Annotated in this window: 21 protein-coding genes; 9 read left to right on the plus strand and 12 right to left on the minus strand. The window is 47.6% G+C overall.

Annotation, left to right across the window (positions count from 1 at the left end; genetic code table 11):
* Positions 1–26 precede the first annotated feature (26 nt).
* Together ABD744_RS19655 and ABD744_RS19660 are read right to left on the minus strand one after the other, a co-directional pair.
* The gene (locus tag ABD744_RS19655; RefSeq protein ID WP_344800297.1) at positions 27–398 is read right to left on the minus strand and encodes a hypothetical protein; all 372 of its coding nucleotides are present in this window, start codon (positions 396–398) and stop codon (positions 27–29) included.
* 14 nt (positions 399–412) lie between these two features.
* The gene (locus ABD744_RS19660) at positions 413–820 is read right to left on the minus strand and encodes a hypothetical protein (protein ID WP_344800298.1); all 408 of its coding nucleotides are present in this window, start codon (positions 818–820) and stop codon (positions 413–415) included.
* A gap of 201 nt (positions 821–1,021) precedes the next feature.
* Here ABD744_RS19660 and ABD744_RS19665 point away from each other — a divergent pair, with 201 nt between their 5' ends.
* The gene (locus tag ABD744_RS19665) at positions 1,022–1,879 is read left to right on the plus strand and encodes a substrate-binding periplasmic protein (RefSeq protein WP_344800299.1); all 858 of its coding nucleotides are present in this window, start codon (positions 1,022–1,024) and stop codon (positions 1,877–1,879) included.
* Between the two features lie 35 nt (positions 1,880–1,914).
* Here ABD744_RS19665 and ABD744_RS19670 read toward each other — a convergent pair whose 3' ends face one another.
* Positions 1,915–4,674, minus strand: coding sequence for a DUF349 domain-containing protein (locus ABD744_RS19670; protein ID WP_344800300.1), 2,760 nt, complete (start codon positions 4,672–4,674; stop codon positions 1,915–1,917).
* Between the two features lie 105 nt (positions 4,675–4,779).
* A complete protein-coding gene (locus tag ABD744_RS19675) occupies positions 4,780–5,739 on the minus strand; it encodes a class 1 fructose-bisphosphatase (RefSeq protein WP_344800301.1) in 960 nt (319 codons plus the stop codon).
* Between the two features lie 127 nt (positions 5,740–5,866).
* Between ABD744_RS19675 and mpl the strand changes: the two genes are divergently transcribed.
* Together mpl and ABD744_RS19685 are read left to right on the plus strand one after the other, a co-directional pair.
* A complete protein-coding gene (mpl, locus tag ABD744_RS19680; protein ID WP_344800302.1) occupies positions 5,867–7,252 on the plus strand; it encodes a UDP-N-acetylmuramate:L-alanyl-gamma-D-glutamyl-meso-diaminopimelate ligase in 1,386 nt (461 codons plus the stop codon).
* 44 nt (positions 7,253–7,296) lie between these two features.
* On the plus strand, positions 7,297–7,887 hold the full coding sequence (locus ABD744_RS19685) for a flavin prenyltransferase UbiX (RefSeq protein WP_344800661.1): 591 nt from the start codon (positions 7,297–7,299) through the stop codon (positions 7,885–7,887).
* 248 nt (positions 7,888–8,135) lie between these two features.
* On the opposite strand, the gene ABD744_RS19690 is transcribed toward ABD744_RS19685, so the two are convergent.
* The 4 genes from ABD744_RS19690 to gatC all read right to left on the minus strand — a co-directional run bounded on the left by ABD744_RS19690 (position 8,136) and on the right by gatC (position 12,004).
* Positions 8,136–8,336, minus strand: a complete 201-nt coding sequence (locus tag ABD744_RS19690; RefSeq protein ID WP_344800303.1) for a PA3496 family putative envelope integrity protein — start codon at positions 8,334–8,336, stop codon at positions 8,136–8,138.
* A 325-nt stretch (positions 8,337–8,661) separates the two neighbouring features.
* Positions 8,662–10,113, minus strand: coding sequence for an Asp-tRNA(Asn)/Glu-tRNA(Gln) amidotransferase subunit GatB (gene gatB, locus ABD744_RS19695; protein WP_344800304.1), 1,452 nt, complete (start codon positions 10,111–10,113; stop codon positions 8,662–8,664).
* Positions 10,114–10,148: 35 nt separating this feature from the next.
* Positions 10,149–11,603 carry an Asp-tRNA(Asn)/Glu-tRNA(Gln) amidotransferase subunit GatA gene (gene gatA / locus ABD744_RS19700; protein WP_344800305.1) on the minus strand — a complete coding sequence of 485 codons (1,455 nt, stop codon included), beginning with the start codon at positions 11,601–11,603 and terminating at the stop codon, positions 10,149–10,151.
* Between the two features lie 113 nt (positions 11,604–11,716).
* A complete protein-coding gene (gatC, locus tag ABD744_RS19705; RefSeq protein WP_344800306.1) occupies positions 11,717–12,004 on the minus strand; it encodes an Asp-tRNA(Asn)/Glu-tRNA(Gln) amidotransferase subunit GatC in 288 nt (95 codons plus the stop codon).
* A 396-nt stretch (positions 12,005–12,400) separates the two neighbouring features.
* On the opposite strand from gatC, the gene ABD744_RS19710 reads away from it, so the two are divergent.
* The 6 genes from ABD744_RS19710 (at position 12,401) to ABD744_RS19735 (ending at position 20,945) form a co-directional block, all read left to right on the plus strand.
* Complete coding sequence (locus ABD744_RS19710) at positions 12,401–13,444, plus strand: rod shape-determining protein (protein ID WP_344800307.1); 1,044 nt, start codon at positions 12,401–12,403, stop codon at positions 13,442–13,444.
* A 139-nt stretch (positions 13,445–13,583) separates the two neighbouring features.
* On the plus strand, positions 13,584–14,471 hold the full coding sequence (gene mreC, locus ABD744_RS19715) for a rod shape-determining protein MreC (RefSeq protein ID WP_344800308.1): 888 nt from the start codon (positions 13,584–13,586) through the stop codon (positions 14,469–14,471).
* The gene (gene mreD / locus ABD744_RS19720; RefSeq protein ID WP_344800309.1) at positions 14,461–14,949 is read left to right on the plus strand and encodes a rod shape-determining protein MreD; all 489 of its coding nucleotides are present in this window, start codon (positions 14,461–14,463) and stop codon (positions 14,947–14,949) included. The genes mreC and mreD overlap by 11 nt, the downstream gene beginning before the upstream one ends.
* Before the next feature lie 59 nt (positions 14,950–15,008).
* Positions 15,009–15,593, plus strand: coding sequence for a Maf family protein (locus tag ABD744_RS19725; protein WP_344800310.1), 585 nt, complete (start codon positions 15,009–15,011; stop codon positions 15,591–15,593).
* On the plus strand, positions 15,578–17,074 hold the full coding sequence (rng, locus tag ABD744_RS19730) for a ribonuclease G (RefSeq protein ID WP_344800311.1): 1,497 nt from the start codon (positions 15,578–15,580) through the stop codon (positions 17,072–17,074). Before ABD744_RS19725 ends, rng begins: the two co-directional genes overlap by 16 nt.
* A gap of 25 nt (positions 17,075–17,099) precedes the next feature.
* Positions 17,100–20,945: a YhdP family protein gene (locus ABD744_RS19735; protein ID WP_344800312.1), complete on the plus strand. Its 3,846-nt coding sequence runs from the start codon at positions 17,100–17,102 to the stop codon at positions 20,943–20,945.
* Between the two features lie 46 nt (positions 20,946–20,991).
* Here ABD744_RS19735 and yjgA read toward each other — a convergent pair whose 3' ends face one another.
* The 4 genes from yjgA to rapZ form a co-directional block, all read right to left on the minus strand.
* Positions 20,992–21,507: a ribosome biogenesis factor YjgA gene (yjgA, locus tag ABD744_RS19740; RefSeq protein WP_344800313.1), complete on the minus strand. Its 516-nt coding sequence runs from the start codon at positions 21,505–21,507 to the stop codon at positions 20,992–20,994.
* Positions 21,508–21,554: 47 nt separating this feature from the next.
* Entirely contained in the window at positions 21,555–22,928 is a 1,374-nt protein-coding gene (gene mgtE, locus ABD744_RS19745; RefSeq protein ID WP_344800314.1) for a magnesium transporter, read from the minus strand.
* A gap of 192 nt (positions 22,929–23,120) precedes the next feature.
* The gene (locus ABD744_RS19750; protein WP_344800315.1) at positions 23,121–23,390 is read right to left on the minus strand and encodes an HPr family phosphocarrier protein; all 270 of its coding nucleotides are present in this window, start codon (positions 23,388–23,390) and stop codon (positions 23,121–23,123) included.
* 76 nt (positions 23,391–23,466) lie between these two features.
* On the minus strand, positions 23,467–24,315 hold the full coding sequence (gene rapZ / locus ABD744_RS19755; RefSeq protein WP_344800316.1) for an RNase adapter RapZ: 849 nt from the start codon (positions 24,313–24,315) through the stop codon (positions 23,467–23,469).
* Between the last annotated feature and the right edge of the window lie 20 nt (positions 24,316–24,335).

A 24,335-nucleotide genomic window follows, 5' to 3' on the forward strand; every position in this document is an offset into this window, starting at 1 on the left:
TCAACCCTTAGCTGATTCTTGGGGGATTATGAATTTAACGGGCAGCTGTTTCTTAAACTGAAATAACGCTCAAGTAATACCGAGTAGTTTTCCATCATTTTGGCTCGTTGCACCAAGCTGTCCGCGTAAGCCGACTGGTTAACGTAATTCCCGGATTTTTCCTGGGAATATTCAGCCAGCATGTGCATGGACGGCTTCATCAGATTTGAAATCTGTTGGCTGTTTTCAGAGCAAAGGGATGGATCATCTTCTGCCGCCTTCACCAGCTTTTCCATTTTGATTTTGTTGCTGATTAGCATCAATAACAATGAAGCGTGATTACCATCGGCATGCGTTGCCATGGGCGCCAATAAACTCAAGCCCAACAGGCCAGAGATAAGGAATTTCTGAATCAACAAATCCGGCCTCCTTTTTATTCAGAATCAAAGAAGTAGCGAACGCCCGCCATGTAATCGGCATTTTCAAAGTCTATGTTGAGGCGAAAGTACATATTTAAGCGTTTGTTTTGAATGTTAAGGTCTTTGGATACCTCGGCACCCAGCAGTCCTTCGACACCGTCTGCAGCGGCCAGACCAAAATACGGAGCCACTTCCACACCGTATTTTTCATACAGGGGGTCGGTTTTTACATTGAGGCCGACAACGCTGGTCCCAAGAAAAACCTGGGGATGAAAGCCTGAGTCAGTCTCTTGGTAAACTTCGATGTATTCTCCTTCCTCAAACCAATAACCGGCGCCGAGGGAGTCTATTTGAAAGTCGGCGTGAACCGTTCCTGAAAGTGCAAAACAAACCATTAGCAAGGCAGCTAGACGCGTACGCATGTTCTATCCTTAAGTAATTATTATTTTTTTAATTATTTTATAGCGACCACATCATATAAAGATGTTAACTGGGAAGCAAAAATGATTGCTGAAAAAAGCCATTGCAGTGAATTTCAACGGGTGTGGCGATTTATTACAGAACCGGTTCTGAGTTGCGGGTCAGAGCCCATAAGGAAGGTTCCCTTGTTTTGGAGGATACTTTTGTCGGGTGAATTTCTGTTGACTGTACTTCTGTTGACGGCTCTTTTGCTAATCCAGAATCAGGCGTATGCCACTGAAACGGTGACCACCGGAGACCTTTATCCTCCGTACGTGGACAGTGGCTTGCAGGACAATGGTTTGATGGTGCCCGCCATTCTGAAAATACTGGATTTAACGGAAGATTATTTTGATGTGGAAATGGTTTACGAACCCTGGGCAAGAGGTTATGAGCAGACCCGCCAAGGGGTCCACTTAGGGACGTTTCCTTACGTTTGGGATGAGAAGCGGGATAAAGCCTTTTATTACTCCGATCCGGTTTATGATATTTCCAGTCACCTGTATGCCAGGGATGAAGGGCAGAACCAAACCTGGACGTTCGAAATCCTGAAAGCCAAAAAGTGGACTCGAATTTGTCGCCCCAACGGTTATTCATTAAAGGAGTTGGAAAAGCCATTGTTAGCCAGTGGCATGTTTGAGGTTTATCAGCCTTCGGATTTGCCGGATTGTTTTCGGTTATTGCAACAAGGACGGGTGGATTTAATTCCAATTGACCCGATCACAGGGCAGTTTATTTTGAGGGATCACGGAGTTAATCAAGGTGTTATGTATTTTAAAAACGCGCTGTTTGAAGCCAGTTTGTATTTTATCGTGTCTAAACAGCGTGAAGATGGTGCAGAGGTTATCCGACAGTTTAATCAAGCTATGAAGGAGCTGAAGCAGAAAGGCGAGTTAGTCAAAATGCGTGAGCGTTTTTTAAGCGTTCATGCAATTAATAGTCCAATCAATGGTTTAATCGATGGTTCAATCAATCATTCTGTCAACAATGAAATGAATAAAGCCCCTTTGTCCAACCCGTAATTTGGCTGGTCAAAGGGGCTTAGATACTGAACCGATTATTTGTATTCGAGTGCAACCAGTAAACGATTCAAATATTCATTGAAGCTTTGTTCAGGCACTTCCAGAGACAACCACTCAGATAATAAGCTGGTGGACGTTTCTTTGTTTTCTTCTCCGTTGTTCATGCCTTTCGATAAACGCTCTACCTGCAATGACATGCGTAAGCTTTGATCGCTTTCCGGTGAAGGCTTGTCGGCGACGATTTCACTGCGGATACACAGTTCACGGAGCTTGTCTTCAGAAACAGGAGTTAACGCTGACTTACCGGACAGCAAGTTGCTCCAGGCGCTTTCAAGTAATTTACCCAGCTTCTTATCGTCCACTGAAATGGCTTGCCACTGTTCAGCGCCATCGTCGTGTGACAACTGCTGGGTGCCAGTGGCATGGTAGATCTTAAGTTTTGTGAATAAGGCTTCGCCCTGTTTGGCTTTTTGAGCGCGCTTCAGTTCTGACATTTTTTGTTTAATGGCGTCGCTGGCCGCTCGGTATTCTGTTTCCAGACCGTCGAAGTGCTCTTTCGGAATGCTGCCGATGTTACCGTAGCTGGTTTGCAGCTCACGAAGCTGGTTGGACAGCTCTTTGCTGCTGGATACATCGCTTTCGGCCAACTGCTGAATTTGAGTAATGATTTCCTTGGCTTTAACTAAGTTGCCATCGCGTTGCTCTTTTTGCTCTTGCCATTGCTCAGAGCGTTTGCCGAATAACTGGTCGCAGACAGCACGGAAATCTTTCCAGAGGTGCTGCTCCTGACGACGGTGACAAACGCCAACTTGTTGCCATTTTTTTTGTAAATCCTTGGCCTGATCGGTGGCTTTCTTGAGGTTTTCTTCGTCAAGCAGCGTTTTGGCTTCGTCCAGTAAGGTTTGCTTGATGGCCGTGTTGTTATCACGCTCTTCTTTCAGTTTGTCTTTAAGGGTATGAAGCGGCGTATCAAAATCTTTCTGAATTTTCTCTACGTCTGAGCGGTTAACCGGCGTGCAGTTTTTCCACTCTTCGATGGATTGCTTATAAAGCTGATCAATGACTTTCCAGTCCGTTTTATTCCAGTCGACCTTAGCCACAAACTCAGTTAACTGAGTGATGATGTCTTTGCGGCGTTGCAGGTTGTCGGCACGAAGCTGACTGATGGACTCGAAGTGCGGCTTGCATCGCTCATTCACTTTGTCTGAGGCGTCTTTAAAGCGATGCCAGAGCGCTTGCCCGTAGTTGTTGTCGCTGTAGCCTAACTCTTTCCAGTCATTTCTGGCTTGTTTTAGCTGGCTTGCCAAGTTATCCAAGGGTACGTCAGCATCCACCAAAGATTCCATGCGTTCACACAAACTTTCAAGCTTTGGTAAAACGGCGTAGTCCTGCCAGTCTTTCATTTCTTTGAATTTGTATTGGAGTTGGCGAATGCGCTTGTTGATTTTGCGCTCGTTCGGCCAGTTCTTCATGATGTCCTGGGCTTGGCGGATGTTCTGGAAAATGCCTTTCAGTTTTCCGTCTGCCAACATGGCTTCCGCTTTATCAAGCAATTCTTCAGAGGTTTTACTGTCTTGTTTTAAGTTACTTCTGACGCGACGTTGTTCTTTCTGGACGTCGCCAAAGATGTTCAGAACCTGAGTTAAAAGCTCAGGCTCATTCAGTTCTGATGGCCAGTGAATGGCGTGAATCAGCTGTTTTAGTTCAGCGATATTCGGTGTTTCATCGGCCAACAGTTCTTCGATACGGGCTTTATGCTCTTCCAGATTGTCGTGTGCCTGGATAAATTGAGTTAACGAATTACGCACGCGCTGGAAACGGTTGGCCAGTGCTTTGGCCGGACGGGTGGTTTCGCAGCTGTCTTGCCAGCGGTTGTCCTGCGTTTTAAGCAGTGCGTTCAATGCCGGGCTGTTGAAGTCACCTTGCTCAACAATCTGGTCTTGCTCTCGCTCTAATAACTCAACGGTCGCTTCCTGTTCTTCTCTGGCGTCTTTGTGGGCTTCTGCTTCGGCCTTAGCTTCGCTTTCAGCCTGATAGTGTTCGGCGATCACTTCTTTGCACTGAGTGATTGCCGCCAGGAAGGCAGCACTTTGTGCTTCAGAGGCGTTGGCTTTGATTTTATCCCAACGGCTGTTTAGCGTTTCGAGCTTGGCTTCACACAGTGGCTGGAACGGCAGTTTGGCTTGTTGTTCTGCTGAGGCGATGGCCTGATTGACTTCTTCCTGTTGTGCTTGCTGCTTTTGGCGTTCGGTTTGAATCACCGCTAGCTTCTCTTTAATGATTTTTTGAGAACCTTTGTCTTTGCCTTTCAGTGCTTTTTCCAGTCCTTCCAGCACGGGTTCTTCGGTGATTGCCTGTGCGGCTTGTTGTCTGACGCTGGTGACTCTGGCTTGTTCCGCTACCTGGGCAAGAATCGGTTGGGATTGTATCTTTGCCAGAAGCTCGGGAATGGTGGGTAAGTTCGGCAGAGAGATGACCAGGTCTGCCAGTTGTTGCTCGGAGGTTGGCCATAGCGACATGTTTTCGAGAGACAGGATGCTCTCTAAGCGAAGTTTGGCGATGCGTTGCGTGGTTTTGTCTTGGTGTTGGGTCAGTTCAATGATGATGCCCAGGTTGTTTAGCTGGACACAGGCACTGTTTCGAACTCGATCCGATGCGTCGGTGGTAACGACTTTGATCAGCGTCTGAAGTTGTTCCGGGTCGTTTTCTGATAATTGTTGTACTGCTGCGTCGCGAACGTCTTCCGACTTGTGTTGCCATTTTGGTTTGAACAGTTTTTTTAGTAAACCAGCCATTTTACTCTCCTGATAATAAATAAGGTCAGCAAGATTGCTGACGTCAAACGCATCGCAGTGGCGCGATGCGCTTGATAGATGGGGTGTCGTGGGTGAAGACGACGCTTATTTGTAACTTACAGCACGTTCCACTTCTTCCTTTGAACCAAGGAATACAGGCACGCGCTGGTGAATTTCTGTCGGTGCAACTTCAAGCATGCGTTCGCTGTCAGTGCGACATAAACCGCCCGCCTGCTCGACTAACATAGCCATCGGATTTGCTTCATACATCAGGCGCAGTTTGCCCGGTTTCGAAGGTTCGCGGCCGTCCCAAGGGTACATAAAGATACCGCCGCGAGTCAGAATACGATGAACCTCGGCGACCATGGCTGCCACCCAACGCATGTTAAAACGTTTGCCAATCGGTCCTTCTTCACCGGCCAATAGGTCTGCTACGTATGCCTGAACCGGTTCTGCCCAGAAACGTTGATTCGACATATTGATGGCGAACTCTTTGGTTTGTGCCGGAATCTGAACCTTGTCGTTGGTCAGTACAAACTCACCGATCCGATTGTCCAGCGTCCACATGGAAACGCCTTTACCTGTGGTAATGACCAAAATGGTTGAAGGGCCATAAAGTACGTAACCGGCAGCCACCTGATTTGTTCCGGCTTGTAGGAAATCCTGAGCTAAATCTGAATTTCCGGTGGTTTTCATTATTGAGAAAATAGTACCAACCGAAACGTTAATGTCGATGTTGGAAGAACCGTCCAGCGGATCGTAGGTGACGAGATATTCGCCGCCGTCGTTGCCTGGCACGGCAAAGTCTTCTTCTTCAGACGCGATGCCGTACACGTACGGTGATGCTTTTAATGCGTCTTTTAGCAGGTCGTTGGAAATGACGTCCAGCTTCTTTTGGGTTTCTCCCTGAACGTTCTCCTCTTCCGTGGCGCCTAGAATTCCGGCTAATGCCCCTTGTTGCAGTCTAAAAGAAATGTCTTTGCTGGCAGACAGGATTCTCTGAATTACATCAATCAGAGAGATGTCGCACTCTTGCTGCTTCAAAGAGTCATTAAGTGTGGTCATTCTATAAGCTCCAAACGTTTGGCCATTAAAAAATGCCGTTGATTCTATCGAAAAAAGGATTTCTTTGCGACGGGAAAAGCCAAGATGCTATGCTTTGCCGATTAATGCGAAGTCAGGGATTCATCGTATGCATATCCATATCCTGGGTGTATGTGGCACCTTTATGGGCGGATTGGCTCAAATAGCCAAGCAATTAGGGCACAAAGTGACGGGGTCAGACGCCAATGTTTACCCTCCTATGAGCGATCAATTAATTGCCGCAGGTATTGATTTAATTGAAGGTTTTAATCCGGATCAGCTGGATGCCAAGTCCGACCTGGTGGTGGTCGGCAATGCAATGAGCCGTGGTAACCCTTGTGTCGAACGGATACTGAACGAAGGCATACCTTACACTTCTGGCCCTCAGTGGTTGGGCGATAATCTTTTAAGAAATCGTTGGGTGTTGTCGGTGGCTGGAACCCATGGCAAAACAACAACGTCGAGTATGCTGGCGTGGGTTTTGGAATTTGCAGGCTTTAAACCGGGCTTTTTGATCGGAGGCGTGCCGGAGAACTTTGGTGTCTCAGCCCGTATTGGCGAAAGTGATTTTTTTGTCATTGAGGCGGATGAATACGACAGCGCGTTTTTTGATAAGCGGTCAAAGTTTGTTCATTACCATTCCAATACCTTGTTGTTGAATAATCTGGAGTTCGATCACGCAGATATTTTTCGCGATCTTGAAGCCATTAAAACGCAGTTTCATCATGCGGTCAGAACGGTGCCTGCTCATGGCATGGTGATTTCGCCCAGTGGTGATGAAGCGCTGGACGATGTTTTAAACCGGGGCTGCTGGAGCACGACTCAGAGCTTGGGCCAAATGACCGCCGGTGAAAAAGCGGAGGCCGACTGGCAAGCAGAGTTAATCAACCCGGACGGTTCTGCATTCGATGTGTATTTTGAGAAAGCGTGTGTGGGACGGGTTGAATGGTCATTACTGGGCATGCACAACGTATCTAATGCGCTGGGCGTGTTTGCGGCGGCCAGAAGTATCGGGATTTTACCGGAAGTCACCGCCGATGCTTTGGGCGGCTTTGAGAGTGTTAAGCGTCGTCTTGAAGTCAAAGGGCAGGTAGCGGGTGTGACTGTGTATGACGACTTTGCTCATCACCCCACCGCTATTCGGTTGACGTTGGAAGGCGTTCGTAGCCGTGTGGGTGAGCAACCGGTGATTGCCGTGCTTGAGCCTCGCTCTAATACCATGAAAATGGGGGTTCACAATGAGCTTTTGGAGCAAAGTGTACGTTCTGCGGATCGCAGTTATTGGTTTCAGGCGAACACCAAGGATTATGACCTGCGCTCCTGGCTTGGAGATCGGCCGCATAATACGGTGGTGGGGGAGTTGGATGACTTGGTTAAGCAAGTCTGCGCGGCAGCCAAACCAGGCACCCACATAGTGTGTATGAGTAATGGCAGTTTTGGAGGAATTCACCAGAAGTTGTTGGATCAACTGGCAGTAGAAGAGGTAGACGCTTGATACAGCAGGAGCAGGGCGCAGCGTATCCGCCCGTGACAGTTGCAATGACGGGGGCTTCCGGGGCGCAATATGGCATTCGTTTGCTGGAATGTTTGTTTGACGCCAAGGTGCCGGTGTTTTTAATGGTGTCGAAAGCGGCGCAGATGGTTATTGCTACGGAAACTTCGGAAAAATGGCCTGCAAACCCAGAAGCGCTCCAGTCTTATTTAACCGAACGTTATTCATTAGGTGAGGGTGCGTTGAAGGTGTTTGGCCGGGAAGATTGGTTGGCTCCTGTTGCTTCAGGCTCCAGTGGTCCTGGGCAGATGGTGGTCGTGCCTTGCAGTACGGGGACGCTTTCTGCGGTTGCTTGTGGGGCCAGTAATAACCTCATTGAGCGCGCTGCGGATGTGGTGCTTAAAGAACGAAAAAAGCTGATCTTATTGGTTCGTGAGATGCCTTTGTCGGATATCCACCTGGAAAATATGCTGAAACTGAGTCGAATGGGGGCGATGGTTATGCCTGCTTCGCCTGGTTTTTATCACGATCCAAAAACCATTGATGATATTGTTGATTTTGTGGTGGCGCGCATTTTAGATCAGCTGGGAATTGATCAGTCGATGGTACCTCGTTGGGGGTATGCTCCTCTGTCCTAGCAGGTGGCTGATACTCCATCTGTGTTGTTCTGTTTTAATAACGAAAAACAGCGGTCTGCTAAACTATCGTTCGTTCGTTTTTTAGTAGGCTGGTACTAAGGTTTGGCTTTTTTAGTTTATTGAAACAGGTATGGGCTGATGAGGGGGATTGTGTTGCAGGTTGAGGGGCGATACTTCTGATTGGTTGATGAGATTGTACCCATAGGTAACAGAGGTTGTTACCTATGGGTTACGAATAAAAACTCACGTTACAGGTCGTCAAACCAAAATTCTTCCATATTCTTACTGAGTGCACGCTCTTCCTGATAGGATTCAATGTTTCTTCGAGCGGCAAGTCTTTTGACTGATGTGTTCTTTCTTCCTCTGCGCCCCTTTTCTTTCGGGGGTTCCAGCGATTCAATTATTTTTGTGTCTGCTAGATCAGCGTATATCTCTTCGGCTGCACCCATCCTGAATTCTCTCTTAGATCCTGATTATAATTTTAAGATTCCTTAACTCACATAAGGTTATAGCAACTAGGATGCCAACAGACTGTTTCAGATTTTTGAACATTAATAATTTTAAGTATTTGAGAATTGGTTGGTTTTTTATGGGGTTAGAATGCAAAGCTAATGTGAACTGCGAGGGGAGGTCAGATTCAAGGTATATTTCTGGACAGAATAAAAAAGACCGCTTAATGTTTTAAGCGGTCTTTTCTGGAAATACTGATGTTGAGTCTTGGGGTTTAAAATCCAAGTCTGGCGTCAACACGCCATCGCGTATTTCATTCAGTAATCAACACAGGGCGTCCAGCTTTTTCTTCAGAACCTGGTTTACCTGGCCTGGGTTCGCCGTGCCTTTAGACGCTTTCATGACCTGGCCAACGAAGAAGCCAACCATTTTTCCGCGTTTGTCCGGCTCTGCGCTGGTGTACTGTTCAACCTGGGCAGGACAGTTGCTGATGACCTCATCCACGATGGCTTCAATGGCGCCCGAGTCAGTGACTTGTTTCAAGCCTTTTTTCTCGATGACCTCATCGGCAGAGCCTTCACCTTCCCACATGGCCTCAAAGACCGTTTTGGCGCCTTTGCTTGAGATGGTATCGTCTTTCAGGCGAACCAGCATGCCAGCAAGCTGAGAGGCCGAAACAGGGCTTTGTGTGATATCAAGTTCACTTTGGTTCAGGAACTTGGACAGTTCACCCATAACCCAGTTTGCTGCCAGCTTAGCGTCTTTGGCTTCGTCTGCCACTGCTTCGAAGTAGTTGGCCAAGTCACGGCTTGCTGAAAGTACTGACGCATCGTAATGGCTTAGTCCCATGTCTTTCTGGAAGCGATCACGTTTCTGGTCAGGCAGTTCCGGCAGGCTTGCTTTGATGTTATCCACATAAGATTGGTCAATGTGAATCGGCAGTAAGTCCGGGCAGGGGAAGTAACGGTAATCGTTCGCCACTTCTTTGCTTCGCATGGAACGAGTTTCATCTTTCGCTGCATCGTACAGGCGGGTTTCCTGAACGACGGTACCGCCGTCTTCAATCAAGTCAATCTGGCGCTCGATTTCCGTGTTGATCGCTTTCTCGATGAATTTAAACGAGTTAACGTTTTTGATTTCAGTTCGGGTGCCAAATTCTTCCTGACCTTTCGGGCGGATAGAGACGTTACAGTCGACGCGCATAGAACCTTCGGCCATGTTGCCGTCGGATACGTCCAGGTATTGAATCAACGAGTGCATCTTCTTCACATACGCCACCGCTTCTTTGGCCGAACGAATGTCAGGCTCAGAAACGATTTCAAGAAGTGGTGTGCCTGCACGGTTCAAGTCGATACCGGATTGACCGTCGAAATCTTCGTGCAGTGATTTGCCCGCATCTTCTTCCAAATGAGCACGGGTAACGCCAATGCGCTTGGTAGTGCCGTCTTCCAGCTCGATGTCCAAATGGCCCACGCCGACAATCGGGTAGTCCATCTGAGTGGTTTGATAACCTTTCGGCAAATCCGGATAGAAGTAGTTCTTACGATCAAAGGCCGACTTCAAACCGATTTCAGCGTCAATGGCTAAGCCAAACCGCACGCCCAATTCAATGGCTTTTTCGTTCACGACTGGCAAAACGCCAGGCAGGCCTAAATCCAGAGCGCAAGCCTGAGTGTTTGGCTCAGCGCCAAACTTAGTGCTGGCACCAGAGAAAATCTTGGACTCGGTGGCAAGCTGAACGTGGATTTCCAGTCCAATAACCGTTTCCCATTGCATAATTTAATCCTCTTACTTAGAGCGTCGCTGATGAATTAAGCAAACTGCTCTGGTGTTTTCTTGTGCCAGTCAGTCACTTGCTGATACTTGTGACCAATATTTAATAGCTTTGATTCCTGGAAGTAGTTGCCAATCAACTGCAGACCCGTAGGCATGCCGTCTGCGAAACCAGCAGGAGCGGTCAGCGCTGGTAAGCCGGCCAGGTTCACGGAAATGGTAAAAATATCTTCCAGGTACATGGTCACCGGGTCATTCTTGATTGAGCCGATGCCGAATGCCGTTGTTGGAGCCGTAGGTCCTGCAATGACGTCTACTTCTTCAAATGCTTTGATAAAGTCGTTCTTAATCAAGCGACGAACCTGTTGCGCTTTTTTGTAGTAGGCATCGTAATAACCCGCTGACAGGGCATAAGCGCCAATCATGATCCGGCGTTTTACTTCATCGCCAAAACCTTCACCACGGGTTCGGGTGTACATGTCCATCAGGTCTTGCGGGTCTTCGCAGCGATAGCCATAACGTACACCGTCGAAACGCGACAGGTTTGCGGAAGCTTCTGCCGGCGCGATGACGTAGTAGGCCGGGATTGCAATGGAGGTAGTGGACAGGCTGATTTCTTTCAGAATCGCGCCTTGTTTTTCCAGCTCTTTGATGGCAGCTTCAATGGCGGTTTTTACTGAGTCATTCAGGCCTTCTGCAAAATATTCTTTTGGCAGACCGACTCTCAGACCTTCCAGGCTGTTGTTTAAATCAGCGGTGTAATCGTCAACCGGCGTGTCCATTGAGGTGGAGTCTTTCAGATCCAGCCCTGCCATGGTGTTCAGCAACATGGCTGCGTCTTCAGCGGTTTGAGCCATCGGCCCTGCTTGGTCAAGACTCGATGCGAAGGCGATCATGCCCCAGCGGCTTACACGGCCATACGTTGGTTTTAAACCTGTGATGCCACACATGGAGGCAGGCTGACGGATGGAACCTCCGGTATCGGTGCCAGTGGCAATCGGTGCCAGTCTAGCTGCGACTGCGGCTGCCGAACCGCCTGAAGAACCGCCGGGAATTTTAGTGGTGTCCCAAGGGTTTGTGGACGGGCCGTAGAAGCTGGATTCGTTGGTGGAACCCATGGCGAACTCATCCATGTTGGTTTTACCCAGCATGATCAGGCCTGCATTGTTACATTTTTCAGTAACAGTGGATTCGTAGGGCGCGATGAAGTTATCCAGCATCTTTGAACCACAGCTGGTTTTTACGCCTTCGGTGCAAAAAATGTCTTTATGTGCGATCGGGATGCCTGATAATTGCGTTGCGTTACCGGCGGAGCGTGCTTTATCGGCATCTGCGGCTTGTTGCAGCGCCTGTTCTTCCGTCACAGTAATGAATGCATTGGTCTGGCTATCAAGTGACTTGATGCGATCCAGGTAGTGCGTTGTTAGTTCAACACTGGAAAATTCGCCTGATTCCAGACCTTTCGCCAATTCGGCTAGTGTCTTGTTGTGCATGAGGTTATCCAATTTCTGTTTTTTTCGCAGCCAACCATGAGTGTTTTGCAAGAGGTGTCTCGATGGGTTCAGCTAACGCCATTAATAGGTAAATTCGATGAGTGTAAACCCGATCATTCGATGACTTTTGGCACCAGGAATAAGCCGGCTTCTGCGCTTGGCGCATTTTTCTGCAAATGTTCACGTTGGTTGGTTTCAGTAACCTTGTCTGCGCGCAAACGTTGAGCAGCATCCAGTGGATTCGCCAGTGGTTCTATGCCATCCGTATCGACTGCCTGTAATTGATCTGCCAGATCGAGAATGCTGGATAAATTTTCTGCATATTGATCCAGTTGAGATGGTTCTATTTTCAAGCGAGCCAGCTCTGCAATTTTTGCCACTTGGTCGTGGTCAATGCTCATTTCTTGCTCCTAAGGATGACAAAGTTGGGTTTTGAAATTCCGTCGATTTTCTGTTCTTCAGTTATTTGCTGCGGTGCTGAAGATAGTTTCTGGTCAACTTTTGATGAACCAGAAAGATCTTACGTGCCTGCGAGTTCTCAGAAAATAGTTGTGAGAACTTGACTAAATAATAAGACGAATCAAATAAACATGGTATTTTAGGGGAAATTCGGCTAAAAAATACATAGCTTCACATAATATTAATTAAAACAACAACAAAACTTGGTGTTTTGTTCTTTGTAGCTTGCTCAAACGGTGGCTGATTGATACAGTTTGCGTCAATTTTTTACATATTTTGTGAGTCGCTAATTTCCTCTAGCCACACTCATTCTATGACATAAGAGCGTTAATGCGAATATGAGTCTTTTTAAGAAAATCCGTGGGATGTTCTCCAGTGATTTATCCATTGATTTGGGTACCGCTAATACATTGATCTATGTGCGTGGTCAGGGCGTTATTTTAGATGAGCCTTCAGTGGTAGCCATCCGTAATCACAACGGGAAAAAATCGGTTGCTGCGGTTGGCACTGATGCGAAGAGAATGTTAGGTCGAACGCCTGAAAACATCACGGCGATTCGACCAATGAAAGACGGTGTGATTGCCGACTTTCATGTGACTGAGCGTATGCTTCAGTTTTTTATTAATAAAGTTCACGAAAACAGCATGATCAGCCCTAGCCCAAGAGTGTTGGTGTGTGTGCCATGCAAAGCGACTCAGGTTGAGCGCAAAGCCATTAAAGAATCGGTTCAGGGCGCAGGTGCCCGCGAAGTTTATTTGATTGATGAGCCAATGGCTGCTGCGATCGGTGCTGGCTTGCCAGTGGAAGAAGCGAACGGCTCCATGGTGGTTGATATCGGTGGTGGTACGACTGAAATCGCCATTATTTCTCTGAACGGTATTGTCTATGCGGATTCGGTTAAAGTGGGTGGTGACCGTTTTGATGACGCAACCGTGACTTATGTTCGTCGTAATTATGGTTCTCTGATCGGTGATTCAACCGCTGAGCGTATTAAGCAAGAAATTGGTTCTGCATTCCCGGGTGGTGTCGTACGCGAGATTGATGTTCGTGGCCGAAACCTGGCGGAAGGGGTTCCACGCAGTTTCACTCTGAACAGCGATGAGATTTTGGAAGCGCTTCAGGAAGCACTTTCTCAAATTGTTCAGGCGGTAAAAAGTGCTCTTGAGCAATGTCCGCCAGAGCTGGCTTCCGACATCGCAGAACGAGGTATCGTTTTGACCGGCGGTGGTGCGATGTTGCGTGATCTTGATAAGTTGATCACCAGTGAAACCGGTTTGCCGGTTATCGTGGCTGAAGATCCGCTGACGTGTGTTGCTCGTGGTGGTGGCTTAGCGTTGGAAATGATGGACAAGCAGACCTTCAGTTTATTGGCAGGCGAATAAGTCTGTGACAGGTAAGACTGGGTTTTCCCGCTAGCCTTATCCAGAAATATAAAGCCGTTTGCAGGAAACTGTAAGCGGCTTTGCTGTATCAGCGTGGAATATTTTAGACAAAGCGTTTGTCGTTCAGGAACGGAAATCTATGAAGTCAATTTTTAGTTCGAGATCCTCGATTTTTTTGCGTTTGTTTATCGTCGCAGTTTTGTCGGGTGGTCTGATCTTAATTGATAAGTACACTGATTGGCTCGATCCGGTAAAGCGGGTGCTGGGATTAACTGCGGTGCCGTTTTACAACCTAATGGATATCCCTTATGAAACGGCGGAGGTCATGGACGATATGCTGACCAGCCGAACCGACCTCATAGAGCAAAATCACAAGTTGCGTTCTGAGAACATCATTCTGAAAAAGAACATGCAGCGGATGGCCGCATTGACCACCGAAAACATCCGCTTGCGCGAAACCCTGGGGGGCTCAGAGCGGATTAATGCCGAGCATATGCTGGCGGAAGTGGTGGCTGTTGATCCAGACCCGTTTGTTCATCGAACGGTGATCGATAAAGGCATCAACGATGGTATTAGAGTCGGTTGGCCGGTGATTGATGCCAAAGGGTTGGTTGGTCAGGTCGTCGAAGCCGGTTATCAGTTCTCTCGTGTGCTGTTGATTACAGACAGTACACATGCCGTGCCAGTGGAAGTGAACCGAAACGGAACACGGGCAATTGCTGTCGGTACGGGCAGTCTGGATCAGTTAAAGCTGATTTATGTGGCCGATACTGCGGATGTAGAGGAGGGCGATTTATTACTCACTTCAGGCCTGGGTGGTCGTTTTCCTCCTGGCTACCCGGTGGCGCGAGTCACTTCTGTATACCATGATCCGGGTCGTCCGTATGCGTTGGTCAAGGCCTTGCCGGTGGCAGAGCTGGACCGCAGTCGTCAATGGTTGGTGTTGAAATCCGACGTTGTTGATTACAGTGAGCTAAGCACGGAGGCTCCAGAAGTCGCGACCGGAGATGCTGAGCATGAACGTTAGCGCCAAAAAAAACTGGTTCTGGCCATTTGTTGTTGGCATTTTATGTGCCTTACTCATGGAACTCTGGCCATTACCTGGGTGGTTAGCGGTAGCCCGGCCTGAGTGGATGGCGCTGGTGCTGATTTTTTGGGTGATGTTTTTGCCTTACCACGTTGGTGTGGTGAGTTGCTGGCTGGTGGGGTTGCTGCTCGACATTTTTAAAGGGGATTATCTCGGCCTGAATGCGATGAAGTATGCGATCGTTGCATATTTATGCCTTACTCTGTATCAGCGAATGCGCATGTTTAATTTGTTACAGCAGTCGATGATGGTGTTCCTGATGCTGGGGTTAACGAAGTTAATGAGCTACTGGTGGCAAGAACGGGTTGGCTCGGTGTCTGATGTTTTATGGTTTTTACTTCCTTCGTTGGTCAGCGCAGTGATGTGGCCGTCTATGTATTACATGCTGCGCAGAATGAATCGTCGTTGGCATGTTTGATTTTATTCAACAGCTAATGATGCTCTACAGCAAACTTTGATGCGGTGTTATTCAGAACTATGAGTCTTATTCTTGCTTCCCAGTCCCCCCGGCGAAAAGAGTTATTATCCCAGTTAGGTGTTCAGTTTCAGACGCGCCCTGCAGACATTGATGAAACCCCGCTTTCTGGTGAGTCACCGATGGACTATGTGTTGCGGTTATCCATTGAAAAAGCGCGTTGCATTGCCAGGAGCCAATCAGGTACCTGGGTGTTGGGTTCAGACACCACAGTGGTGCGTGGAGAAGCGATTCTGGGCAAACCAGAAGATGAAGAAGACGCAGTCTCGATGTTGTTGTCTTTATCTGGTAAAACCCATCAGGTGTTGACGGCGGTTGCTTTGGTGAAGGATGAGAAGGTTTTGAGCCGGGTGGTATCCACGCAGGTTTGTTTTCGTGAAATAACGGAGTCCATGGCCAGGGCGTATTGGGCGACGGAAGAGCCTTGCGATAAGGCAGGAAGTTATGGAATACAAGGGCTGGGTGGTATGCTGGTACGATCGATTGATGGAAGTTATAGCTCGGTCGTAGGTTTGCCTTTGGCAGAGACCGCAGATTTATTGATGGAAGCAAAAATTGAGGGGTGGTGGTCATGGCATCAGGAATAAAAAACGGGGAAATCCTGATAAATGTTACGCCTGTGGAAACGCGTGTAGCCGTTGTAGAAAACGGCATGTTACAAGAAGTTTATATTGAGCGGAGCAATACCCGGGGTATTGTCGGTAACATATATAAAGGCAAGGTGGTTCGGGTGTTACCCGGAATGCAGGCGGCGTTTGTGGATGTCGGCCTGGAGCGGGCAGCTTTTATTCATGCTGCGGATGTGCATTTACCCATCAAAGATTCGGAGTTTGCTCGTCAAAAACCGGATCACATCAGTTCTCTCCTGAATGAAGGGGAGGAGATTGTGGTTCAGATCACCAAGGACCCGATTGGAAGTAAAGGGGCGCGATTAACCACCAGAATTTCGATTCCTTCTCGTTATTTGGTGTATATGCCAGACAACGATCATGTAGGCATTTCGCAACGAATAGAGGACGAGGAAGAGCGGAATCGCCTTAGAACCATCGTCAGTGAAAGCGTTGAGGATGAAAATGAAGGTGGTGCCCATGCCGATGGCTTTATTTTAAGAACGGCCGCAGATGGCGTTCCAAGTGAGGATATTCTGGCCGATGTTCGTTTTTTGAAACGGCTGTGGGGATACATCAGTGCCAGTATGAGCAATGTCAAAGCACCGGCTCTTATTTTCGAAGACCTTCCGTTGTATAAGCGGGCACTTCGGGATTTGGTTCGTCCTAATATTGAAAAAATCCGGATTGACTCTAAGGAAACCTACCAAAAGTGCATTGGTTTCTCTGAAAAGTACGTTCCTGAAGTGGTGTCTCAGCTCGAGTATTATCCGGGTGAGCGGCCTATTTTTGACCTTTACAGTGTGGAAGATGAATTACAAAAAGCCCTGACCCGCCGGGTTCAGTTGAAGTCAGGGGGCTACATTATCATCGACCAGACCGAAGCCATGACCACCGTTGATGTAAATACGGGTGGTTTTGTTGGTCATCGAAATCTGGAAGAAACCATTTTTAAAACCAACCTGGAAGCCGCGACCGCGATTGGTCGTCAGCTGCGATTACGAAATCTGGGCGGGATTGTGATTCTTGATTTCATTGATATGGAAGATCAGGAGCATCAGCGGCAGGTCTTGAGAATGCTGGAAAAACAGCTTGAAAAAGATCATGCCAAGACCAAGATCAGTGGTGTATCTGATTTAGGTTTGGTCGAGCTGACCCGTAAGCGAACGCGTGAAAGCTTGGGGCAGTTGTTAACCGAATCTTGTTCATCCTGTGAAGGTCGGGGCACCCTGAAAACTGCGGAAACTGTCTGCTATGAGATTTTCCGCGATATCATCCGAGAGTCCAGAGCGTATGGCAGCACCAGTTATATGGTGATGGCTTCACAAGCGGTGGTGGATATGTTGTTGGATGAAGAATCCGCCAGTGTTGCGGATTTAGAACAATTTATTGGGGCACCCATTCAGTTTCAGGTTGATTTGGATTACTCCCAAGAGCAGTTTGATGTAGTGCTTCGTTAAAAATATGTCTCTACCGATTACCTCAATGACCCGAAAAATAGAGCGCTGGCTGTGGCTGGTGTTCTTTCTGTGCACCATTGTTTTTATGGTGTCCTGGTCATTAGCGCAGGTGATGTTATGGGGATACAACCGCTACAGTAAAGACATTGAGCTTTGGATTGAAACAGAGTCTGGCTATGATCTGTCGTTTGCTCAGACTTACAATCAGATGTCGGGCGTAAATCCTCTGTTAGCGTTTAAAGATCTGAAAGTGGTTCATCAAGAAAGTGGCAAGCCGCTCGCTCATGCTAAGAATATAATCATCGAGCTGAATACCTTGAAATCGATTTGGTATTTTCGACCTGTGCTGAATGAAGTTGTGGTCGATGGACTGGAAATGACGATACGGCAACAGGGCGACTTGTCCTGGTCGCTGGATGGTTTGGTGGTGTCCGATTCGCCTGTGTCAAACGATGCAAGCCTGGAAATAAACCGTTGGATCGATTTGCTTTTTTATCAGGGTAATATTGATATAAGAGGGGCTTTACTGCACCTCTATCATGCGGATGAGCCGTTTGATCGAGCCATGGAGCTCGATTTGGTGTTATCCAAACAAGGGGACTACTCCAGAATTGAAGGTGAAGTGCAAGGCAGTCGTAACCCCATTGATATGACGTTTCGTGGCGAAGCCATTGAGTTGCCTGGCGACCCGGATTTCAATTTCGATCTGTTTATTGAAGTGGAAGACCTGGATTCGCTGGACTGGACCGATCGAATTACGCTGTCTGAAACCTATCAGATCGACCGTTTGGCAACGACCGTCAGAACCTGGATTAACTGGTCTTATCGGGGTGTGGATTTTGTCAGTCAGTCAGAGTTGGGTGACTTTACTGTCCGAAATAAAGAAGATGGCCGACATTTCAAGTTGTCTTCGAAAGAAGTCCTGGTAGCGGGTAATTTTTCGGACAATCATTGCTCGATCAATATTCCACAGGCCCAGGTTGAGTTAAACGGAGTACTTAAATCCAGCGATGCCCATCGTGTCATTTGTGATTATCAAGGAAATTGGTGGTGGACAACGCCTGAGGTACATTTGGAGACTCTGGTGGACGCAGTCAGTTGGTTGCCATCGGAACTGGAGACCTTAAAAAAAGACATTTCTGTGCTGTCGCCCAAAGGGACACTGAATCACCCTGTGGCCTGGCTGAACTCCGAAGGCGAGTTCCGACTTGAAGCTCAGGTTGAAGGTTTGAGCGCTGAACCCTGGGAAGGTGCCCCGGGTGCGACCAACATCCATGGTAAGTTAGTCCTGGAGCAGGACCGTGGCTTTATTAACATCGAAGCAGGCTCTACGGCCTTGTCGTTCCCGGAAGTTTTTCAAAGGTCTCAGCATTTTGATCGTGTCTCTGGTCGTGTGGATTGGTGGTACGATGAAAATGTGGTGCGTGCCTACAGTGATGGTTTAAAGCTGGACTCTCCATCGATTGATGCCAGCGTGGGTTTTGCCTTTGAACTGGAGATGCCGGCCGACGAAGCCCGACTTGGGGTGGATGTTCAAGTGACGCGCGGTGATGCAGGCCAAATTCTGGAATACTTGCCTATTGATTTAGATCCTTCGTTATTAACCTGGTTGCAAGCCTCTTTACCGGAAACGGCGGTCAAGCATGGACGGCTGCTGTTCACAACGACGATAGACCCGATTGTTCCTGTGAAAGATACGTTGCTGATAGATGCCCAAGCGTTTGGTAAGTCACTCGAATTTGACCCGTCCTGGCCTGAAGTGGAAAACTTTTCAGGCCATTTCGCGTTAACCAACCAAGAACTGACGGCTCAGGTCCACGATGCAGTTGCCTTAGGGAACCCTATTCAAAACCTGAACGTTTATTTTCCTGAAATTTGGAAAGAAGATGCCTATTCGCTTGATATCGGTGTTGAGTCAAAGTCTCGGTTGGAGCGCTTTTACCGGTTCATTGAAAACTCGCCACTGAATGACACCCTTGGTGCTGTTATGGGAGAGTGGGAGGTTGAAGGCGACGCAAAACTTCACACCAAGTTAACGTTCGATCTTGATCGTGAAGAAGTTACAGCCATTGATGTTGAAGTGAATCCTTTGGCGGCGCGGGTGGTACTTCCGGATCTTCCCGAGGTTAGCCAGGTCACAGGCAGTATTTACTATAACGATCAGTCGTTACTTTCGGTGAAAGATCTGAAGGGGAAAGCGTTAAAAGGCCCGGTTGAATTGGAGTTGAATACTGAGCAGGATCGTTATGTCATTAAGGGGCGCGGCACGGCAGGGGTTCCAGAATTATTGAGCTGGCAGAAAGCGCCTAAGAACTTAGAAAACTACCTCTCTGGCAACCTCAAATATTTTTTTGATGTCTCCGTTTTTGAGCACGGAGAAGTGACAGTGGATGTTCGGTCGGATTTGCAAGGCGTTGTTTCTCTCTTGCCGCATCCGATGGCCAAACCTGACCCTGAAAGTTCGGTTATTTTTGTTTATCAAGGTAAGTTGGCTGAGACAGAGACTGAACACGCGATTGATGTAGGCGCGTTAAATGTAGATTTGAATACCGCTCTCAAGGACGGCATTGACCGGACGACAATTTCTTTTGGTCAATTACCTAAGGACTCAAGAGTGCCTGATCAGGGAACTTTCTTGTTTGCGCGCCTGGCCAAGTTGGACATTAAATCTTGGTTGGAAGTGTTTGCTGACATTGAAGTGGAAAATAACAAAGGGCCCTCAGACGGTCTTTCTGTTTATGCAGACGTAGCCATTGAACAGGCCCAATTGGGCAGTGAGCAGTTGGATGAATTGTCTTTGAGTGTTTCGTCTTCTCCTTCTGCTCACCGAGTTGCGGTTCGCTCCCGGCAGGTTGCAGGTATAGTGCGTGCCCCTAAGTCAGATGCAGAAGCAATTCAGGTCGAACTGGACTATCTGAGGTTGGGCGGAGAGAAGAAGCTTAAAAAAGCAGCTAAGAAGCCATTAACTAAGGATGAGTTGCAATCTAGGCTGGTATATAACATTGATGATGACCCGCTAGCCGGGCTGGACCCGTCGGTGATACCAGCAATGAACATCTCTATTCGGCAGTTGAGAGTGGCAGGGCAGGATTTAGGTGTTTGGCGAGGAAATTTCCAGCCCATTAAGAAAGGCACTTTGCTTACGGTTAAAGATTCCAACACGCTTGGGTTTGCCGCTAATGGACAGTTGTGGTGGACTTTCATTGATGGACGTCATACCTCCTATCTGGACGGTAACCTGAAGGCCGGTGATGTCAGTGAGGTATCTAAAAAACTGGGTTATGACCCGACCATTCGAAGTAAATCCGCACAATTGGATACCTTTCTTTATTGGGAGGGGAGCCCGGCTTCGTTTAACCGGCTTCGAACACAGGGGTTAGTTGATCTGGCTATGAATGACGGAGCCTTCTTAAACGTCAGTGAATCGGCCAACACCCTGAAATTGTTTGGTCTCTTTAACTTGAGCTCGTTAAGTCGTCGTCTTAAGCTGGATTTCAGCGATGTTTATTCGACCGGGCTGGCTTTTGATGAGGTTTCCGGTCAGTTATCTTTGAATAAAGAGGTCTTAGTTACGGATTCACCTGTGACTATCCGTGGGCCAAGCTCTCAAATGTTGATTTCCGGTACCACCAATCTGGCGAAAGAAACTTTGGACTATCAACTGCGTCTGACCGTACCGGTCAGTGGCACGCTGCCTATTGCTGTGGTAGTAGCGGGAGTCGCTCCGATTGTCGGGGGGTTGCTATTGCTTGGACAGCAGGTTTGGGGTGGTGTGGTAGATCAGTTTGTTGGGGTGGACTATCAGGTGTCTGGAACTTGGGATGAGCCGATATTGGAGGCTCAGTCCAAGGTTAATACCCAGCAGAAGTAATGGTTAGTTTTACTGGGTATTGGTCAGATCGAATTCTGATCTGATCTTAGAAAGGAATGGTTGCCTTCAGCCATTGGAACAGCTTTTTGGTGTTGCCGCGATTTTTATCTTGCTCCACGTCTTTTTTGGCATTTCTTACTAATTGCCTGAGTTGTTGACGGTCTACGTTTTCGTATTCGTCCATAAACAAGGTAATATTTTGATCGTTCTCGATCAGTTTGTCTCTCCAGCGCTCAACCGTATGCAAGTGGCCGATTTGCTGGTCACTGCCTGCCCGGTTCTTTTCCAGTGCAGCGGAGATGGCTTCGGCATCCACTTCACGCATGAGCTTACCGATGTATTGCATATGGCGACGTTTGGCTTCGTTTTGCTTGAGACGCTTGTGTTCGACAATGGCTTCATGCAAGTCGTCAGTCAGATTCAACGCATCCAATACCGACTTTTTTTGCTCGATCAGTTGCTTGCCTATTTCCTGTAGTTCAAGCGCTTCTCGTTTAAGTTGAGATTTACTGATGATTTCGATTTCGTCGTCTTCAAATACTTCGCGTTTTTTACGTGCCATGGAATTCAGTGCCTTGATTTATTTGGGGCGGAAACGGGTTACTGTGCTTATGCTAAATTATAAAATAAGGTAGCCATGCCTAAAAATACCAGGTAGCCAACCACGTCCGTAATGGTCGTGAGTAACACACTTCCGGCAAGTGCCGGGTCAATATTCATTGATTTTAACAAAGACGGAAGCATACTGCCCGAAAATACCGCGATAACCAGATTGATAAGCAAGGCTCCGCCGATAATAAAGCCGATGGTGATGTCCGAAAACCACAGCGCGGCCGTAATGGCAACGGCGCTGCCCCAGAGCAAACCGTTTATCAGCCCTACTAAAATCTCACGGCTCAGTAACCAGCTTAAGTTGTTGTTCCTGATGTGCCCGGTCGCAATGCCGCGAATGACCAAGGTCAGTGTTTGACTGCCGGCGATTCCGCCCATGCTGGCGACGATAGGCATTAAGATAGCGAGGGCCACCACTTTTTCCAGTGTTGCTTCGAACATCCCGATAACGGCCGAGGCTAAAAATGCTGTGAGTAAGTTTATTCCCAACCAGACTGCGCGTCTGCGACTGGTTTTGAAAACCGGAGCAAAAATGTCGTCTTCTTCATCCAGGCCGGCCATGCTCATAAGGGAGTGATCGGCATCCTCACGGATAACATCAACTACATCATCAATGGTGATCCGGCCAAGCAGTTTGCCGTTTCCGTCGACGACGGGGGCAGTAACCAAATCTTCCCGTTCAAACAATTGTGCGACCTGGTCATCCGGTGTGTCTGCTGTGATTCGGTGAAAATCAGTTTCCATGATTTCACGTACCGTGATCGACGGGTCGGAAACCAATAAGATAGAAATAGGTAATAGTCCGATAAGCTCGTCTTTTCGGTTCACTACGATCAGGTTATCGGTGGTTGCTGGTATGCTTTCGTGCCTGCGAAGGTACCTTAACACCACGTCGAGGGTAATGTCCGCTCGAATGGTGACGGTATCGGTATTCATCAGGCCGCCAGCGGTATCTTCCGGGTAGGACAGAATGGCCTCTACTCGCTGACGATTTTGATCGTCCATGACGTTCAGAACGTCTTGGGTAACTTTTTCAGGAAGTACCTGAAGTATGTCTACGGCATCGTCAATGTCGATGTCACCATCAACGGTCACATCTGCCACTTCTTCGGCACTCATGTCTCGCAGAACGTCTGCAATCAGCTCATCACCGAGAAAGGGAAGAATTTTACTTTGACGCTTCTTATCGAGCAGTTCCCATAAAATCTTACGGGTACGCGGCGGCGATGATTCGAGCAGGTGGCCGAGTTCTGCTCTGGAAAGTGTATGGTTAAGCATACGACTGACCTGATTGAGCGCTCCGGATTCCAGTGCTCTGTTAAGCGTCCTCATTCGAGAAGAGCTTGATTTATTGGTCAGTGTTGCTGCCATATATCACGCCTGCGAAAAGATAAGTGTTCGTTCGAAATTTTTATAACAGAAGGCCGTTGGGCGTTTTGTTTGTTTGATCTCTGTGCTGTGAACGACGGTTTCTTTTGTCTTTTTCAGGTTTATCAGAGATGTTTGTTTATGATGAATAGTATAAAAGTAAAATGAAGATGTAGTGTATTGATTTTGTTAAATTTACTCAGGTTCATCAAATCGGTCTGCGATCAGGTTTTCCAAGGCCTCAAGTGCGCTTCCCTGGTCATCGCCTTTGGCGGTAATCACCAGGTCGGTACCGCAGGATGCAGCCAGCATCATAACCGCCATGATGCTTTTACCGTTGGCGGTTTGAGCGCCTTTTTGTATGGAAATGTCAGAAGAAAAACTGGAAGCCGTATTGACCAGTTTGGCGGCAGCGCGTGCATGAAGTCCTAATTTATTGATTAAGGTTACTTCAATTTGCTGCATGTACATGTTTTCCTTTCGAGTGTGAATCTGATCGAGCATCTAAACTGGAAGTTGTTGATAATATTATAAATATTATTTAAAGCTGTATGTGCTTTAAATGAACTTCAGAATATAGCGTATTGAAGTATTTAGTCAATTGTTCTGCAATATAAACAGAACGGTGACAGCCTCCGGTACAACCAATGGAGATGGTGATATACGCTCTGCCGCTTTTCTTATACATGGGCACCCAGTATTCAATGAAGCCTTGTATGTCGGCCAGCATTTTTTTTGAGCTGTCATGGTGACTTAAAAATTCGGCAATTTCCGGGTCTTTTCCATTAAAGTTACGAAGACTCGGTTCCCAGTAGGGGTTGGGTAGGCAGCGTACATCGAACATTAAGTCGCTGTCGGTTGGGACCCCGTACTTAAATCCAAATGATTGAATCAGCAAAGAAACTTCATGGGACTGATGGACGGTAATGCGATTTCGAATTAAGTCTCTAAGGTCATGGATGGACATATTCGATGTGTCAACAACCAGATCCGCTGCGTCCATCAGAGGCGTTAACAGTTCTTTGTCTTTTTGGATGGCTTCCCTCAGGGAGCGTTGTTCTGAAGTAAGCGGATGCTTTCGGCGAGATGCGTTGTAACGTTTGACTAAGATATCTTCGCAGCTGTCTAAAAAGATGATCTGGTGTTCGATGTTGTATTCTGTGAGGGCTGCCAGCAGGTTATTCAGCTGGTCTGAGTCCCCTGAAAAGTTGCGAACATCAATACTAACGGCGGTGTTTTCATACTCCACATGGTTAGCAATGTTTTTTATCAGGTCGGTAAGTAAAGGTCTGGGTAAATTATCAATGCAATAGAAACCGCAATCTTCCAGAGCGTGAAGGGCGGAACTTTTACCAGAGCCAGAGCGGCCGCTTATTAGTATCATTTTCATAACGAGGGTCTAACTCTTAC

It is taken from the genome of Litoribacillus peritrichatus (assembly GCF_039537985.1).
Taxonomy (GTDB): domain Bacteria; phylum Pseudomonadota; class Gammaproteobacteria; order Pseudomonadales; family Litoribrevibacteraceae; genus Litoribacillus; species Litoribacillus peritrichatus.